The organism is Embleya sp. L77 (assembly GCF_055557415.1).
Genome location: NZ_CM145710.1, coordinates 1,326,188 through 1,340,121, shown reverse-complemented (window position 1 = coordinate 1,340,121; position 13,934 = coordinate 1,326,188). Strand labels below are relative to the sequence as shown.

Annotated in this window: 17 protein-coding genes; 9 read left to right on the top strand and 8 right to left on the bottom strand. The window is 72.8% G+C overall.

The features are described from left to right. Positions 1–200 precede the first annotated feature (200 nt). Complete coding sequence (locus ACZOOI_RS35770; protein WP_465283727.1) at positions 201–1,148, bottom strand: NAD-dependent epimerase/dehydratase family protein; 948 nt, start codon at positions 1,146–1,148, stop codon at positions 201–203. Between the two features lie 100 nt (positions 1,149–1,248). Between ACZOOI_RS35770 and ACZOOI_RS35765 the strand changes: the two genes are divergently transcribed. Beyond that, positions 1,249–1,866, top strand: a complete 618-nt coding sequence (locus tag ACZOOI_RS35765; protein ID WP_465283726.1) for a TetR/AcrR family transcriptional regulator — start codon at positions 1,249–1,251, stop codon at positions 1,864–1,866. A gap of 147 nt (positions 1,867–2,013) precedes the next feature. Here ACZOOI_RS35765 and ACZOOI_RS35760 read toward each other — a convergent pair whose 3' ends face one another. Beyond that, complete coding sequence (locus ACZOOI_RS35760; RefSeq protein WP_465283725.1) at positions 2,014–2,328, bottom strand: hypothetical protein; 315 nt, start codon at positions 2,326–2,328, stop codon at positions 2,014–2,016. Between the two features lie 114 nt (positions 2,329–2,442). Between ACZOOI_RS35760 and ACZOOI_RS35755 the strand changes: the two genes are divergently transcribed. From ACZOOI_RS35755 to ACZOOI_RS35745, 3 genes are all read left to right on the top strand, one after another. Continuing rightward, the gene (locus ACZOOI_RS35755) at positions 2,443–2,757 is read left to right on the top strand and encodes a TetR/AcrR family transcriptional regulator C-terminal domain-containing protein (protein ID WP_465283724.1); all 315 of its coding nucleotides are present in this window, start codon (positions 2,443–2,445) and stop codon (positions 2,755–2,757) included. Positions 2,758–2,901: 144 nt separating this feature from the next. Continuing rightward, positions 2,902–3,366: a hypothetical protein gene (locus ACZOOI_RS35750; RefSeq protein WP_391583955.1), complete on the top strand. Its 465-nt coding sequence runs from the start codon at positions 2,902–2,904 to the stop codon at positions 3,364–3,366. A 127-nt stretch (positions 3,367–3,493) separates the two neighbouring features. Then, positions 3,494–4,414 (top strand): aminoglycoside phosphotransferase family protein, encoded by a 921-nt coding sequence (locus ACZOOI_RS35745; protein WP_465283723.1) that lies wholly within the window; start codon positions 3,494–3,496, stop codon positions 4,412–4,414. Positions 4,415–4,559: 145 nt separating this feature from the next. Here the strand turns inward: ACZOOI_RS35745 and ACZOOI_RS35740 are convergent, their stop codons facing one another. From ACZOOI_RS35740 to ACZOOI_RS35730, 3 genes are all read right to left on the bottom strand, one after another. Continuing rightward, the gene (locus ACZOOI_RS35740) at positions 4,560–5,237 is read right to left on the bottom strand and encodes an NUDIX domain-containing protein (protein WP_465283722.1); all 678 of its coding nucleotides are present in this window, start codon (positions 5,235–5,237) and stop codon (positions 4,560–4,562) included. A gap of 122 nt (positions 5,238–5,359) precedes the next feature. Beyond that, positions 5,360–6,145, bottom strand: coding sequence for a DeoR/GlpR family DNA-binding transcription regulator (locus ACZOOI_RS35735; protein WP_465283721.1), 786 nt, complete (start codon positions 6,143–6,145; stop codon positions 5,360–5,362). A gap of 138 nt (positions 6,146–6,283) precedes the next feature. Then, the gene (locus ACZOOI_RS35730; protein ID WP_465283720.1) at positions 6,284–7,105 is read right to left on the bottom strand and encodes an NAD(P)H-binding protein; all 822 of its coding nucleotides are present in this window, start codon (positions 7,103–7,105) and stop codon (positions 6,284–6,286) included. Positions 7,106–7,249: 144 nt separating this feature from the next. Here ACZOOI_RS35730 and ACZOOI_RS35725 point away from each other — a divergent pair, with 144 nt between their 5' ends. From ACZOOI_RS35725 to ACZOOI_RS35710, 4 genes are all read left to right on the top strand, one after another. Further along, complete coding sequence (locus ACZOOI_RS35725; protein ID WP_465283719.1) at positions 7,250–7,855, top strand: TetR/AcrR family transcriptional regulator; 606 nt, start codon at positions 7,250–7,252, stop codon at positions 7,853–7,855. 266 nt (positions 7,856–8,121) lie between these two features. Continuing rightward, positions 8,122–8,472 (top strand): YciI family protein, encoded by a 351-nt coding sequence (locus tag ACZOOI_RS35720; RefSeq protein WP_465283718.1) that lies wholly within the window; start codon positions 8,122–8,124, stop codon positions 8,470–8,472. 5 nt (positions 8,473–8,477) lie between these two features. Further along, the gene (locus tag ACZOOI_RS35715; RefSeq protein WP_465283717.1) at positions 8,478–9,854 is read left to right on the top strand and encodes an RNA polymerase sigma factor; all 1,377 of its coding nucleotides are present in this window, start codon (positions 8,478–8,480) and stop codon (positions 9,852–9,854) included. A 52-nt stretch (positions 9,855–9,906) separates the two neighbouring features. Then, on the top strand, positions 9,907–10,539 hold the full coding sequence (locus ACZOOI_RS35710; protein ID WP_465283716.1) for a maleylpyruvate isomerase family mycothiol-dependent enzyme: 633 nt from the start codon (positions 9,907–9,909) through the stop codon (positions 10,537–10,539). An 88-nt stretch (positions 10,540–10,627) separates the two neighbouring features. Here ACZOOI_RS35710 and ACZOOI_RS35705 read toward each other — a convergent pair whose 3' ends face one another. Then, positions 10,628–10,918 (bottom strand): type II toxin-antitoxin system RelE family toxin, encoded by a 291-nt coding sequence (locus tag ACZOOI_RS35705; RefSeq protein ID WP_391583948.1) that lies wholly within the window; start codon positions 10,916–10,918, stop codon positions 10,628–10,630. Between the two features lie 335 nt (positions 10,919–11,253). Here ACZOOI_RS35705 and ACZOOI_RS35700 point away from each other — a divergent pair, with 335 nt between their 5' ends. Then, positions 11,254–12,477 carry an acetyl-CoA C-acetyltransferase gene (locus ACZOOI_RS35700; RefSeq protein WP_465283715.1) on the top strand — a complete coding sequence of 408 codons (1,224 nt, stop codon included), beginning with the start codon at positions 11,254–11,256 and terminating at the stop codon, positions 12,475–12,477. Positions 12,478–12,502: 25 nt separating this feature from the next. Here the strand turns inward: ACZOOI_RS35700 and ACZOOI_RS35695 are convergent, their stop codons facing one another. Both ACZOOI_RS35695 and ACZOOI_RS35690 read right to left on the bottom strand, forming a co-directional pair. Continuing rightward, the gene (locus ACZOOI_RS35695) at positions 12,503–13,234 is read right to left on the bottom strand and encodes a YqeB family protein (RefSeq protein WP_465283714.1); all 732 of its coding nucleotides are present in this window, start codon (positions 13,232–13,234) and stop codon (positions 12,503–12,505) included. Continuing rightward, positions 13,212–13,931, bottom strand: coding sequence for a TetR/AcrR family transcriptional regulator (locus tag ACZOOI_RS35690; protein ID WP_465283713.1), 720 nt, complete (start codon positions 13,929–13,931; stop codon positions 13,212–13,214). Before ACZOOI_RS35690 ends, ACZOOI_RS35695 begins: the two co-directional genes overlap by 23 nt. Positions 13,932–13,934: the final 3 nt, after the last annotated feature.

Genomic DNA, 13,934 nt, shown 5'->3' with positions numbered 1-13,934 from the left:
GCGGGGGTGTCACCCGGTGGTCCCGGATCCGGCTTGTAGCGGGTCCGGGCCACCCGGGTTCGGGCTGCTCGGGTTGGATCACCAGGGTCCGGGCTGCCGGGGGCCGGATCACCGGTGTCCGATCGGCATGGGACAGGTGCCGGTGCCGGGGCGAAGCGCGGAGGAGCGAAACGACGCGGGTTCGGGCCCGGGTGCGGCCGTCAGGCGTGCGCGCTGCGGAACCAGGCGACCGTGGCCGCGATCGCCTCGGCGTGCGCGGTCGGCGGGAGCGGGCCGAAGGTCTCGGTGAACCGGCCGGCGTCGACCACGAACGGGCGGTCGCGCTGGTACCAGGTCTCGCCCAGCGCACGCACCGTCGGGTTCACCAGACCCAGTACGCGCTGCAGGGTGCGGCCCACCGCGGCCGACTTGTTCGGGCGGCCCAGTTCCGCGAAGAGCAGGTCGAGGAACCGTCGTCCGGTCACCGGCTCGGCGGCGGGAATGTGCCACGCGTGCCCGTCCGCGCGCGGGTCCTCGCCGAGCACCACCAGCCCCTTGGCGAAGTCGGGCAGGTAACCGAACGAGTGCGGCTGGTCCAGCGGTCCCACCCAGCGCGCGACCTTGCCCTGCACCGCGGCGCCGAACACGGTCTCGCCCACCACGCTGTTCACCCCTCGGGGGCCGTAGTAGTCGGACGCCCGGCCGATCGCCACCCGCAGTTCGCCGGCCTCGTGCGCGGCCAGCAGCGACCGGGCCATCGCGGCCCGGACCCGGCCCTTGGGAAAGTCGGCCGCGTAGGGCATGTCCTCGGTCATCGGCGCGCTCACCGGCCCGTACATGTACAGGTTGTCCGCGAACACCAGCTTGGCGCCGGCCGCGGCGGCGCCCGCGCGGATCGCGTCGGTCAGCGGCGGGAACTCGCTCGTCCACCGGGTGTAGGCAGGAGCCGCGCAGTGGTAGACCACCGCGGCGCCGGCACACGCCGCCGTTGCTCCCTCGGTCGTGGTGACGTCGCCGCGATGGACCTCGACGCCCTCGGGCACCGTCAGGCCGCCACTGCGGTTGACCGCACGCACCCGCCGGTCGCGCGAGACGAGTTCGTCGACGACGGTTGCGCCGACCGCGCCGCCGGCGCCGAGAACCACGTGCAGATCGGACCCAGTGGACATGAGGACTCCCGAGGTGGTCCTCCCTGTGGCGCGCGCCCGACCCGGGGAGGGTGATTTTTGATACGGCGTTATGAAACAGCGTTGCGATACTGTTGTCAACATGGGACGGCCACGCGCGCGCGATTGGGACGAACTCCGCGGGGAGTTGCTGGAGGCCGCCGGGAGGCTGCTCGCGCAGGAGGGCCCGCAGGCGTTGAGCACCCGTCGGGTCGCCCACGAGGTGGGCACCTCGACGACCGCCGTGTACAGCCTCTTCCAGGACAAGGCCGGGCTGCTGCGGGCGGTGTTCCTGGACGGATTCGCGGCCCTGGAGCAGCGGTTCGCCGACGTGCCGGTCGACGGCGACCCGGAGGCGGACCTGATCGCGCTGGGCCACGCCTACCGGGCCGCGGCGCGGGCCGACCCGCATCGCTACGACCTGATGTTCGGCCGGCCGATCGCCGACTTCCTCCCGAGCGAGGCGGATCTGGCTCGGATCCAGGGCACGTTCGACACCCTGGTGCGGGCCGTCGACCGCTGCGTGGCAGCCGGCCGCTTCGCGCCGACCGACCCGCACGACACGGCCACCCACCTGAGTGCCCTGGTGCACGGGCTGGCCAGTCTGGAACTGCGCGGTGCGCTGGGCGAGGGGGAGGTGGCCGACCACCGGTGGCGGGTCGCGCTGGAGGCGGCCTGTCGGGGCCACCGCGCGGTGACGTGGGCGGCAGCGCCGGGGTGACGACGGCCCGCGGGCGGAGGTCGGGTCGGCGCGACGCGTGCCGGAAGGGCCGGATGCGACGCCTCCGGCGGGACCCGTTGCCGGTGGGCGAGGTCGAGGTCGGCGCCCGGGTCGGTCCGAGCCCACCCGGGTCCGCCGGACCGGGACCTACTCGTCGTCGAGGTCCGGGTAGTCCGGGAGTTGCCAGTCGCCGCCTCGGGCCGTCTTCGAGTGGCGGGCGACGAGATCGGGGATGCGCAGGAAGCAGGCCAGTGCGGCGGCGGAGTGGAAGGCGTCGATGGCCCACTTGTTCCTGGGCATGGCCAGGCGCAGGAGATGCGGCTTGACGGTTGCCTGGATCTCGTCGACGAAGGGCCGCAGTGTGGTGTCGTAGTTCGCCAGGGCGCTGGGCAGATCATGGGCGTGCCGGCTGATCTCGCCGGCCAGGACGTACGCGCCGACCAGGCCACCGGAGACCCCCATGCCGCTGAAGGGGGAGGCGCAGCGCCTCCATGCGACGGCTCCGCTACCGGAACCCGACGACGACTGGCGTGACTGGTTCGTCGAGAACACGCGAGGCCGCGCCGCACCCTGTTGATGCGTCGCGACGGTGCGCGGCTGCACGCCGGAAGCAGCCCCGGGGGCACCGATCTCGACCGAATCACCCACAAAATGGCCTTTCTGGTCGCGTCCGGCGTGCCTGAGCGAGATGCCCAGATGGCGATGCTGGCCGCCGGCCGCTTCACGATCGGCTCCGTTCTGGAGGAGCAGGCGGACGCCGACCCCGGTGACGGCGCGGGCCATCCCGCCGTCCCGCCGATCGAGCACGAGTCGGCGTTCGAGGAGGGGCTGGCCCTCATCCTGGACGGCCTGGCGAACCGCCTGGGCGAAACCGGCCCCGCGCCCTGCTGAGCCACCGGCGCCTGGGCGAAACCGGCCCCGCGCCCTGCTGAGCCACCGGCGCCGGTCGGGGCTTGGCGGAAATCCGCTCGCCGTTGTCGGTGGGCTTGCCTACGCTCGTGCCATACCACGCGACGACACCTCGGGGGAACCCTCATGAGCATGCCGAACTACACCCAGGACCCACTGGTTCGCCTCGACCGGCACCGGATCGAGTTCACCACCTACCCCGGCGACCACGCCGCACTCGGCTTCGTCGCCACCCGCGCGACCTGCTCGTGCGGCACCTGGGCCTCGAACCGGCCCTGGGAGCGCAGCGATCACCTGCGCGCCTTCGGTCGGCACATGAGCGACGTCCAGGTCATCGCGCACACCGTGCCCGGTGCCTACGCGCAACTCGCGGTGGTCCCGCTGCGCTGCGTCGACGCCGAGCACGCCGCGGCCGTGGTCCGCGACTGGCCCGAGGCGCAGGACGCCGAACACGGCCTGTTCCGGCGCGAGGAGACCGTGTTCATCGCCTACCGGGACGGCGAATTCCCGTGTTCCGTCGCGGTCTGGGCACACCTTCAGGGCCACGTGAGCGACGTGTACGCCGGTCGCCTGTTGCGGGACGTGGCCTGACCGCGGCCGTCGCTTCGCAACAACCGACCCGGTGGAACCATGCCTTGTCGCCCGCTTGGCGGCCGGGCACCGCCGTCACCTCCTTCGTACCCGCGTGAAATCCGGCCCCACGAAGGAGAAACCCCCTGTGAGCACCCCGATTTCCGTCGACCTCCCCACCACGTTCGTCGAGGCCCACGGCCGCCAGGGCGCCTCCGCCCGCGCCTGGCTCGACGCGCTGCCGGGACTGGCCGCGGACCTGCTGGACCGCTGGACCCTGTGCCCGGACGGCCCCGCCGCGCACGGCATGGCCGCGCTCGTGCTGCCGGTGATTCGCGCGGACGGCACACCCGCCGTGCTGAGGCTTCGGCAACCCACCGAGGACGACGCCGGCGTCGCCCTGGGCCTGCGCACCTGGAACGGCGACGGTGTCGTGCACCTGCTCGACCACGACCCGGACTCCGGTGCGATGTTGCTGGAACGGCTGGACGCGAGCCGCACCCTGTCCGCGGTGCCCGACGACGACGTCGCCATGCGTACGCTCGCCGAGTTGACGGCGCGCCTGGTCGCGGTCCCGGCGCCGCCGGGGCTGCGGCACCTGGCGCAGATCGCCGCCGACATGCTCGACCGGACGCCGCGCGCGGTGCCGGCCCTGCGCGACCCCGCCGAACGGCGCCTGGTGCGCACCTGCGCGAGCGCCGTCGCCGAGTTGATCGACGAACCCGGCGACCGACTGCTGCACTGGGACCTGCACTACGACAACGTGTTGGCCGCCGACCGCGAACCGTGGCTGGCCATCGACCCCGAACCACTCGCCGGCGACCCGGGGTTCGAGCTGTGGCCGGCGTTGGACAGTCGGTGGGAGGCCGTCGTGGCCACGGGCGACCCGACCCGCGCGCTGCTCCGCCGCTTCGACCTGCTGACCGAGGTGCTGGATCTGGACCGGCGGCGGGCGGCCGGATGGACGCTCGGTCGGGTGTTGCAGAACGCGTTGTGGGACATCGAAGACGGTCGAAGCACACTGGAACCCGCGCAGGTCACCCTCGCCGAGGCGCTGCTCGGGCGGTAGTACGCGACGGCGCGCCCGACCGCGGACCGCCGGCCCGCCGGCGCGAGCCGATCCGGCGGGCGGGGCGGTGGACGGTTGGCCGCGGTGGTGCGCCGGAGACGGGGGACGGAGATGGTGGGGTCGGGCAAGTGCCCGGTGGGCGCGTTCAGTTCCCGGGATCGGTCGCGGCCGGCCGGAACGGGCCGTCCAGGGCCGCCCATTGGAGCAGCATGATGGTCTTCGCGTCCGCGATGGAGCCGTCCCGGATCATCGCGAGGGCCTGGGCGAAGGGCAGTTCCAGGGTGCTGATGTCCTCGCCCTCGGCGGCGATGCCGCCGCCTTCGCCGGTGGCGCTCCACGGGCCGTAGGGAGCCGCGAAGAAGTGCACGCGCTCGGTGACCGAGCCGGGGCTCATGTACACGTCGAAGACATGCTCGGGAGAGCCGACCCGGTGCCCGGTCTCCTCCTCCGCCTCCCGTCGGATCGCCTCGTCCGGGCTGTCGCCGTCCAGCAGCCCGGCGGCCGTTTCCACGAGCAGCCCGTCGGGATGGCCGTTGACGTAGGCGGGCAGCCGGAACTGGCGGGTGAGCAGCACCGTTCGGCGATCGGTGTCGTAGAGCAGGATCGTGGCCCCGTCGCCCCGGTCGTAGTTCTCCCGCTGCTCGCGGCTCCAATGCCCGTCGGCGTGCCGGTAGTCGAATGTGGTCTTGCGCAGCACGTACCAATCGCAGGACAGCACCTCGACGTCGCGGATCCGCACCCCCGGGTTGCCGGTCAGGTCGCGGCCGTAGCGGTCCAGGCCGGTGCGGCCGCGGCGGTCGGGGACGTCGATGCCCTCGGTCATCGGGGGCTCGGGCGGTCGGGGGCGGGACGGAGGGTGCTCACGACGGTGCTCCTCGGATCGGGTGGTCGGGCCACCGGGCGGACCGGCGTCGGGACACGGGGGTGGAACATGGGTTGGGCCGGTCAGCCCAGGACGGTGTGCACGCCCGCCTTGTGCAGGGCCGCCAATGTGCGCGGCCCGCTCGGATGGGTCGCGGCGTCGTCGGCGGCCCGGTCGGTGACGAAGTCGTCCACCGCGCCGAGCGCGGCGACCCGACCGAAGGCGCGGACGCCCAGCTTGGTGGCGTCCGCCACCACGATCGTGCGGGTGCTGCGGGCGAGTCCGACCTGTTTCACGGCCGCGTCGTCCAGATCGAATTCGGACCAGCCGTGCTCGGCGTGCACGCCGCCGATGGACATCACGAAACAGTCGAAGGCCAACGACTCCAGGGTGCGCAGGGCCAGCGGGCCGACCAGGGAGTGCTCGCCCGGCCGGGAGCGCCCGCCGACGACGAGCAGTTCGATGCCGGGGCGGTCGGCGAGCCGTACCGCGGCCTGGAGGCTGAGCACGGCGACGGTCAGCGGAGCCCGCGCGGCCAGGTGGTCCGCGACATGCACGGTGGTGGTGCCCGCGTCCAGCAACACCCGCGAGCCCGGTTCGACCAGGCCGGCCACGGCCGCGCCCAGCCGGTCCTTCGTGGCCGCCTGCCACGGCTCGCGCGCGGCGAATCCGGCCCCGTCCTCGCGGGCGCGGGCGGCGATCGCGGCGCCGTGCACCCGGCGCACCAGGCCCTGGCGCTCCAGCGTGTCCAGGTCCCGGCGCACGGTCATCTCCGAGACGCCGAGACGCCGGGCGAGTTCCGAGACCGGGATGCGCTCGGAGCCCTGCACGAGGCGAAGGGTCAGGTCCAGGCGGGCGGCGACATCCATGCGCCATTTCTAACATGCTCGTGTGCGATTGAACATCCATGTGTTCGTTCCAGGCGGTCGGCGATCGTCGTCGGGTTCGTGGCGCCCGCGAGACGAATCCGACGACGAGCCGTGCCCCGGCGATCGCGGCCCGCCCGGTCAGCGGAAGGCCGCGACGTGGCGGGCGGCCCAGTCGGCGAAGGTGCGGGCCGGGCGGCCGAGGACCCGTTCCACGTCCGAGCCGACGGCCTGCTCCGCGGGGGTGGGCGTGCCGAGGATGGCGAGCGTGGCGTCGGCCACGGGCTCGGGCATGACGTGCAGGAGGTCGGCGCGGGCCTCATCCCGGGTCTGCTCGACGAAGCGGACGGGTTCGCCGAGCGCACCGGCCAGCACCTCGGCACGCTCGCGCGGGGACAGGGCTCGGGGGCCGGTGAGTTCGTAGGTGCGCCCGTGGTGACCCTCCTCGGTCAGGACGGCCACCGCCACGTCGGCGATGTCGGCCGGGTCGATCGGGGGCAATGCCACGTCGGCGAACGGGGCGGCGACCTCGCGCCGGGTCCGGACGCCCTCGATCCACTGGAACGTGTTGGTGGCGAAGCCGCCGGGGCGCAGCAGGGTCCAGGCCATGCCGGACTCCTTGACGGCTTGCTCGAAGGCGACCGGATGTCCGTACGCCTCCGGTCGGGTGCCCGCGCCCTGCGAGGACAGCAGCACGACGTGCCGCACACCCGCCGCGGCAGCCGCCTTGAGGACACCGTGCGGGTCGTCGCCGGCCACGAGCAGGAACAGCGCCTGCGCGCCGACGAGCGCCTCGGTCAGGCTCGCCGGGTCGGCGAGATCGGCGACGTGGTGCCGCACGCCGGCGGGCGGCTCGATGGTGGGGGCGTTGCGGGAGACCGCGACGACCTGCCGGCCGGCGGCGGCGAGCTGCTCGGTGACGGCGCGTCCGACGTTTCCGGTGGCGCCGGTGATGACGATCATGAGGTTCCCCTTGTGTTCGTGTGCGGGTGTTCCTGTGCGTGTGTTCGTGTGCGGGTGCCGCGGAGTGCTCTCCGAGTGAGTTAGTTGACTAACTAAGAGGGACGCTAGCAAGCGGGAGGACCGCTGTCTATATTTGTTAGTGAGATGACTGACTCAGTGCAGAAGAAGAAGAGCCGGCGCGGAGCCGAATCCGGTCCCGGCAAGCGGGAGCGGCTGGTCACGGCGACCGCGCGCGTGCTGCATCGGCAGGGCGTCGAGCGGACCACCCTGGCGGACATCGCGACCGAGGCCGACGTGCCGGTGGGCAACGTCTACTACTACTTTCGGACCAAGGACCAACTCGTCGAGGCCGCCATCGGCGACCACGAACGGCAACTCCGCGAGCTGATCGCGACATTGGCCGAACTGCCCACGCCCCGTGAGCGGTTGCGGGCGCTGGTCGGCGGCTGGGTGGAGCAGCGCGAACTGGCGGTGCGGTACGGCTGTCCGTTCGGCACGCTGGTCTCCGAACTCGACAAGCGCGAGGACGACTTGGACCGCCGCGCCGCCGAGGTGATGCGCCGGCTCCTGGTCTGGGCCGAGGAACAGTTCCGGGCGATGGGCCACGACGCGGACGCGCGCGAGCTCGCGCTCTCCCTGATCGGCGCCTACCAGGGCATGTCCCTGCTCACCAACACCCTCCGGGACCCGGAGATCATGGTCAGCCAGGGCCGGCGCCTCACCGCGTGGATCGACTCCCTGGCCGCCTGAGCGGCCCGGGTGCGATCCGGCCCGGTTTCGATCCGGCGGACCCGCCGCCCGGAGGAGGCGGGGCGTTGGCGGCCGGGGGAGGCTGTCGGGGACGACGACGGTGTCGGTGTCGGGTCGAGCCCGGCCCGACCGGGCTCGATCGGGTCCGTCCGGATCGGGTCGAGAAAGTTTTTGCGGGCCTGTCGATCCCGCCGCTGCTCGTTCGTCGTCATGGTGTACGGCAACCCGCCGGACGCGGAACGACCGGACAGAGCAGGAGTCGGACCATGAAGTACATGTTGTTGATCCACAGCGGCGCGATCGACGCGGACGGCGGAGCCGCCGAGTGCACCGTCGAGGACTGGATGGCGTACGACAAGGAGGTCAAGGACGCGGGGATCTTCGTGTCCGGCGAGTCGCTCGCGGACCTGATCACCGCGACCACCGTCCGGGTCGATCCCTCGGGTGATCGGACCGTGACGGACGGGCCGTTCGCCGAGACCCGCGAGGTGCTCGGCGGCTTCTACGTGATCGACGTCCCGGACCTCGACGCCGCGCTCGACTGGGCCGCGCGTTGCCCCGGTGCGCGCGGCGCCGGCGCGGTCGTGGTGCGGCCGATCGCCGACTTCGCGGGCTGACGGGGATGGACGAGCGAGCCGCCGGTCCCGAGGTGCCCCCGGGAGGACCCGGCGACGGGCCCGCCGAGGGGGTCCGGGGGGCGTCGGTGGATGCGTCCGTCGAGTCGGTGTTCCGGGAGGAAGGGGGTCGGCTGCTCGCGTCCCTCGCCCGCCGCTTCGGGGACCTGGACCTGGCCGAGGAGGTCGCGTCCGAGGCGATCGAGGCGGCGCTGGTGCACTGGCCCGTCGACGGTGTGCCGGACCGACCGGGAGCCTGGCTGCTGACCACGGCCCGGCGCCGGGCGGTCGACCGGCTGCGTCGCGACCGCACGTACGCCGCCCGGCTGGCGGTATTGCAGGTGGAGGCGGATCGGGCCGATCCCGCGCCGCCGGCGGATGCCGGCGACGACCTGCCCGACGAGCGACTCCAGCTGTTCTTCACGTGCGCCCACCCCGCCCTGCCCGCCGAGGACCGCGGCGCGCTGACGCTGCGCTGCCTCGCCGGGCTGACCACGCCCGAGGTGGCCCGGGCGTATCTGGTGCCGACCGCGACGATGGCTCAGCGGATCGTCCGGGCGAAGAAGAAGATCCGCGAGGCGCGCATCCCGTTCCGGGTGCCCGGTGCGGACGAGCTGCCGGAGTGCCTGCCGGGTGTGCTCCAGGTGATCTACTCGATCTTCACCGAGGGCTACACGGCCAGCTCCGGCCCGCACCTGCAGCGGCTCGACCTCGCGGAGGAGGCGATCCGGCTGGCCCGGATCCTGCGCCGGTTGTTGCCCGCCGAGCGTGAACTCGCCGGGCTGCTCGCGCTGATGCTGCTGATCCACGCGCGGCGCGCGGCCCGGACCGATCCCGACGGCGCCGTCGTGCTGCTCGACGACCAGGACCGGGGTCGATGGGACCGGGCGATGATCGAGGAGGGTCGGGGCCTGGTGGTCGCCGCGCTGAGCGGGGGTCCGCCCGGGCGGTACGGGGTGCAGGCCGCGATCGCCGCGCTGCACGACGAGGCCGCGAACGTGGCGACCACCGACTGGCCGCAGGTGGTGGCGTTGTACGACGTCCTGCTCGTACTCACCCCGTCGCCGATCGTCGCGCTCAACCGGGCCGCGGCGGTGGCGATGCGGGACGGCCCGGAGGCGGGCCTGGCGTTGCTGGACGAGCTGGCGGACGAGCCGAGGTTGCGCGGCTACCACCCCTTCGCGACCGCCCGGGCGGATCTGCTGGGCCGCCTCGGTCGCCGCGCCGAGGCGGCGGCGGCCTACCGCGAGGCGCTGGACCTGGCCGGTACCGAACCCGAACGGGCACACCTGCGACGCAGATTGCGGGCGCTCGGAGCGCCCGGGAAGGCCGGGAAGGCCGAGGGCTGCGAGGGCTCCGAGGCGGATCCGACCGACGACGAGTGACGGCCGAGTGGCCGACCCGATCACCACATCTGCGACCCGAGGAGAACCGGACATGGACCGCGACCAGATCCTTGCGTGGGTACAAGCGGAACGACTGAGCCTCGCCGATCTCTTCGACGACCTCGACGAGCGGGAGTGGACAGCTGCCTCGCTCTGCGGAGAATGGACGGTGCGCGAGGTGGCCGCGCACCTGACCACGTCGACGCGTACGACGCTGCCGGGCATGATCAAGGGCGCGATTCGGGCCCGGGGCGACTTCGACCGGATGGTCGCCGACGAGGCCCGGGAGCTGGCCGTCCGGTTCACCCCGGCGGAGCTGGTCGCGCAGATCCGGGAGACCGCGGGTTCGGCACGTCGTGCGCCGATGGCCGCTCCGTTGGACCCGCTGGCCGACGCGCTCGTGCACGGACAGGACGTCGCCAGGCCGCTCGGGCGCGTGCGCACCATGCCCACCGAGCCGGCGCTCGCGGCGCTCGGCCACGTGCTGACCAGCCCGTTCTACGGTGCGCGCAAACGCTTCCGAGGCACGCGCGTGGTGGCCACCGACGCACAGTGGTCGGCGGGCAAGGGTCCCGACGAGATTCGCGGCCCCGCCGCCGACCTGCTCCTCCTGGCCACGGGCCGCCCGGCCGGCCTCGACACCCTGTCCGGACCGGGATTGCAGCGGGTCGCGGCGACGCTGTAGGGCGAGGTTGTGCGGGCGACGCGGTGAGCGGGTGCACGCCGGCCCGCGGGGCGGTCCGGATCGGGCGGACGGGGACCGGCGGGTGGGGCTATTCGTCGGCGTCGCCGAGGAATTCCATGCCGTCCAGGACGGTCACCACGACGACGACCATGACCCCGCGCAGCACGCCGTACTCGATCAGCAGCGCGGGGGCGACCATCGCCTGCCGGGTGTCGTCGTCGGGGCCGATCGGGGCGGACGCCTTGGTGTAGGGATTGCGGGCCAGGACCCGGAGGGCCTTGGTGAGCTGCTCGCGGCGCTCGGGCGGAAGCGAGTCGCGAACGGTGGCCGCCGTTTCGGTGTACTCCACGCGGTACGGGCCGCTCGGATGCGCCTTCACGGTGCCCTCCTTCCCCTGCCGTTCCGGTCTGTGCCGTTTCGGTCTGTGGCGTTCCGGTCCTGAGGGGACGGTAGCCGGTGCTCGACGCGGTGACCAGATCGGGGACGGATCGACGGCTCCGGGGATTCGGTCGCCGGCCGTCGATTGTCAAGCATCGGCGCCCGGGCATCGGGTGGGGTTCGGACGGTGCGGGTCCGGCCATTCCGGCTATTGCGGCCATTCCGGGGGAGATGTGCGGTTGGCGGGCGCGGCCTCTGGTCAAGATACCGACCAGTCGGTACCTTCACGAGGCGTGGGCGTCGCGACCCACTCACTCTCACAGCAGGGATTCCGTCATGCCCGAAGCAGTCATCGTCTCGACCGCCCGTTCGCCGATCGGCCGCGCGGTCAAGGGTTCGTTGAAGGACGTCCGGCCCGACGACCTGGCCGCGCTGATGGTTCGGGCCGCGTTGGACAAGGTCCCGGGCCTGGACCCGCACGACATCGCCGACCTGATGCTCGGCTGCGGCGGCCCCGGCGGTGAGCAGGGCTTCAACATGGGCCGCAACGTCGCGGTCATGTTGGGCATGGACCACCTGCCCGGGACCACCATCACCCGCTACTGTTCGTCGTCGTTGCAGACCACCCGGATGGCGATGCACGCGATCAGGGCGGGCGAGGGCGACGTGTTCGTCTCGGCCGGCGTCGAGTCGGTGTCCAGTGCCGCACTCAAGGGCAGCAGCGACTCGCTCCCCGACACCCGCAACCCCCTCTTCGCGCCGGCCGAACTGCGCTCGGCCGAGCGGTCCGGCGCCGGGACCGCGCCCTGGACCGATCCGCGCGAGGAGGGTGTACTCCCGGACGTCTACATCGCGATGGGCCAGACCGCCGAGAACCTCGCGCAGTACAAGGGCATTTCCCGGGCCGAGCAGGACGAGTTCGCGGTCCGCTCACAGAACCTGGCGGAACGGGCGATCGCGGACGGCTTCTGGGCCGAGGACATCACCCCGGTCACGCTCGCCGACGGCACCGTGGTGAGCAAGGACGACGGCCCGCGTGCGGGCACCACGCTGGAGGGCATCTCCGGGCTCAAGCCGGTCTTCCGTCCGGACGGCACGGTGACGGCGGGCAACGCGTGCCCGCTCAACGACGGCGCCGCGGCGTTGGTGGTCATGTCGGACACCAAGGCGCGCGAGCTGGGCCTGACCCCGCTCGCGCGGGTGGTCTCCACCGGGGTGACCGGACTGTCGCCGGAGATCATGGGCTACGGCCCGGTCGAGGCGTCCCGGCAGGCGCTGCGCAACGCCGGTCTCACCGTCGCGGACATCGATCTGGTGGAGATCAACGAGGCGTTCGCCGCGCAGGTGATCCCGTCGTACCGTGATCTGGGCTTCGACCTGGACAAGGTCAACGTCAACGGCGGCGCGATCGCGGTCGGCCACCCGTTCGGGATGACCGGTGCGCGGATCACCAGCACCCTGATCAACTCGCTGCGGTGGCACGACAAGCAGTGGGGCCTGGAGACCATGTGCGTCGGCGGCGGCATGGGCATGGCCATGGTCCTCGAACGCCTGAGCTGACCCGAGCACCGACCCGATCCAGGGCCTAACGGTGGTCCGGGTCGGCGGTGTCGTGCGGGCCGGGGCGGCGGGGGCGATACTGCTGGGCGCCCTTGCGGTCGCGGACGGCGACGCCCAGGGTGCGCAGCCCGTCCAGCGCGTCCTCGGCCGCCCCGGCCTGCTTGTCGGTCAGGGCCCGCTTGCGGGCGCGGAGCAGGGCGTGGGCGGCCTCGTCGAGGTCGGGGGTGCCGTCCACCCAGGTGGTGAACTCCGCCTCGCGCGGATCGGTGGTGCCGCGCCACGGATAGTCGAACCGGGCGAAGGCGTCGTGCAGCCGGCCGGTGGGCAGGTCGGTCGCCTGGACCCGGGCGAGTTCGGTCTCGATCGGGTCCAGGGCGACCAGGTCCCGGCCGTCGGTGAAGACGGCGTGGATCCGCTCCCGGAGTATGTGCAGGCCGGAGCCGTCCCGATGGATCGCGACGTGGTCCTCGGCCACGGTCACCACCGGGCTCTCCCGGCGAGCGTCGGCGGCCATCCAGGCCCCGAGGCTCGCGCCGAGTACGGACAGGATCGGTACGGCCCAGTGCGTCGGCAGCCGCGCGGCCAGCCGCAGCGGGCCGGGTGCGGAGCCGACCAGATCGATCAGCCAGTCCACGAACGGCGCGACCGCGAATCCGGCGCCGAAGCCGAGCAGTGTGGTGCCGACGCCGATCAGCCAGAGCCACACCGACGGCATCCGCACCGTGAGGGCCTGCTCATCGGGCTTTGTGCGGCCCATGCCTTCTCCTTGTCTCGCTCGGCTTTGCTTCGTTCGGCTCTGTCTCGTCCGGGCTTGTCTCGTCCGGGCCTGGCTCAGCCGGTTCTGCGTTGTCCGGTCTTGCTTTCGGCCCTGGCCCGGGCGCCAGGTAGCGCGCGACGGTGCGGCGCAGTGCGGGTGTGGCGTCCCGATCGGGATCGGCGCCCAGGTACACGGCGTCGACCACGGTCTGGATCCACCCGGCCGCCTCGTTCGGGTCCAGTGCCGCGTCGATCGTGCCGTCGGCGATGCCCCGGGCGATCAGGCCGGCCAAGCCGTCCCGGACGACCGCCTCGGTCCGGGTGACCACCTCGACCAGTTCGGGATCCCGGCCGACCTGGCGCAGCAGTTCCACGAGCAGGCCGGCGGCGCTCGGGTCGCGGGCGTCGGCGGCGAGTTCGGTGACGAGTTCGACGATCGCCTCGGCCGGGTGTTCGGCATCGGCGAACCGGGCGATGCGTTCGTGGGACAGCGGGAGGTCCCGTTCGAACACGGCGCGGAACACCGCCCGCTTGTCCGGGAAGTAGTAGAAGACACTCGCCGCACTGAGACCGGCCGCACGAGCGATGTCGGCGACGGTCGTCGGCTCGAACCCCTGTTCCGCGAAGAGCCTGGCGGCGGCGAGCGTGATCGCTTCGCGGCGCTGGGCGGTGCGGCCGGGGTCCACGGTGCGGGGCACTGC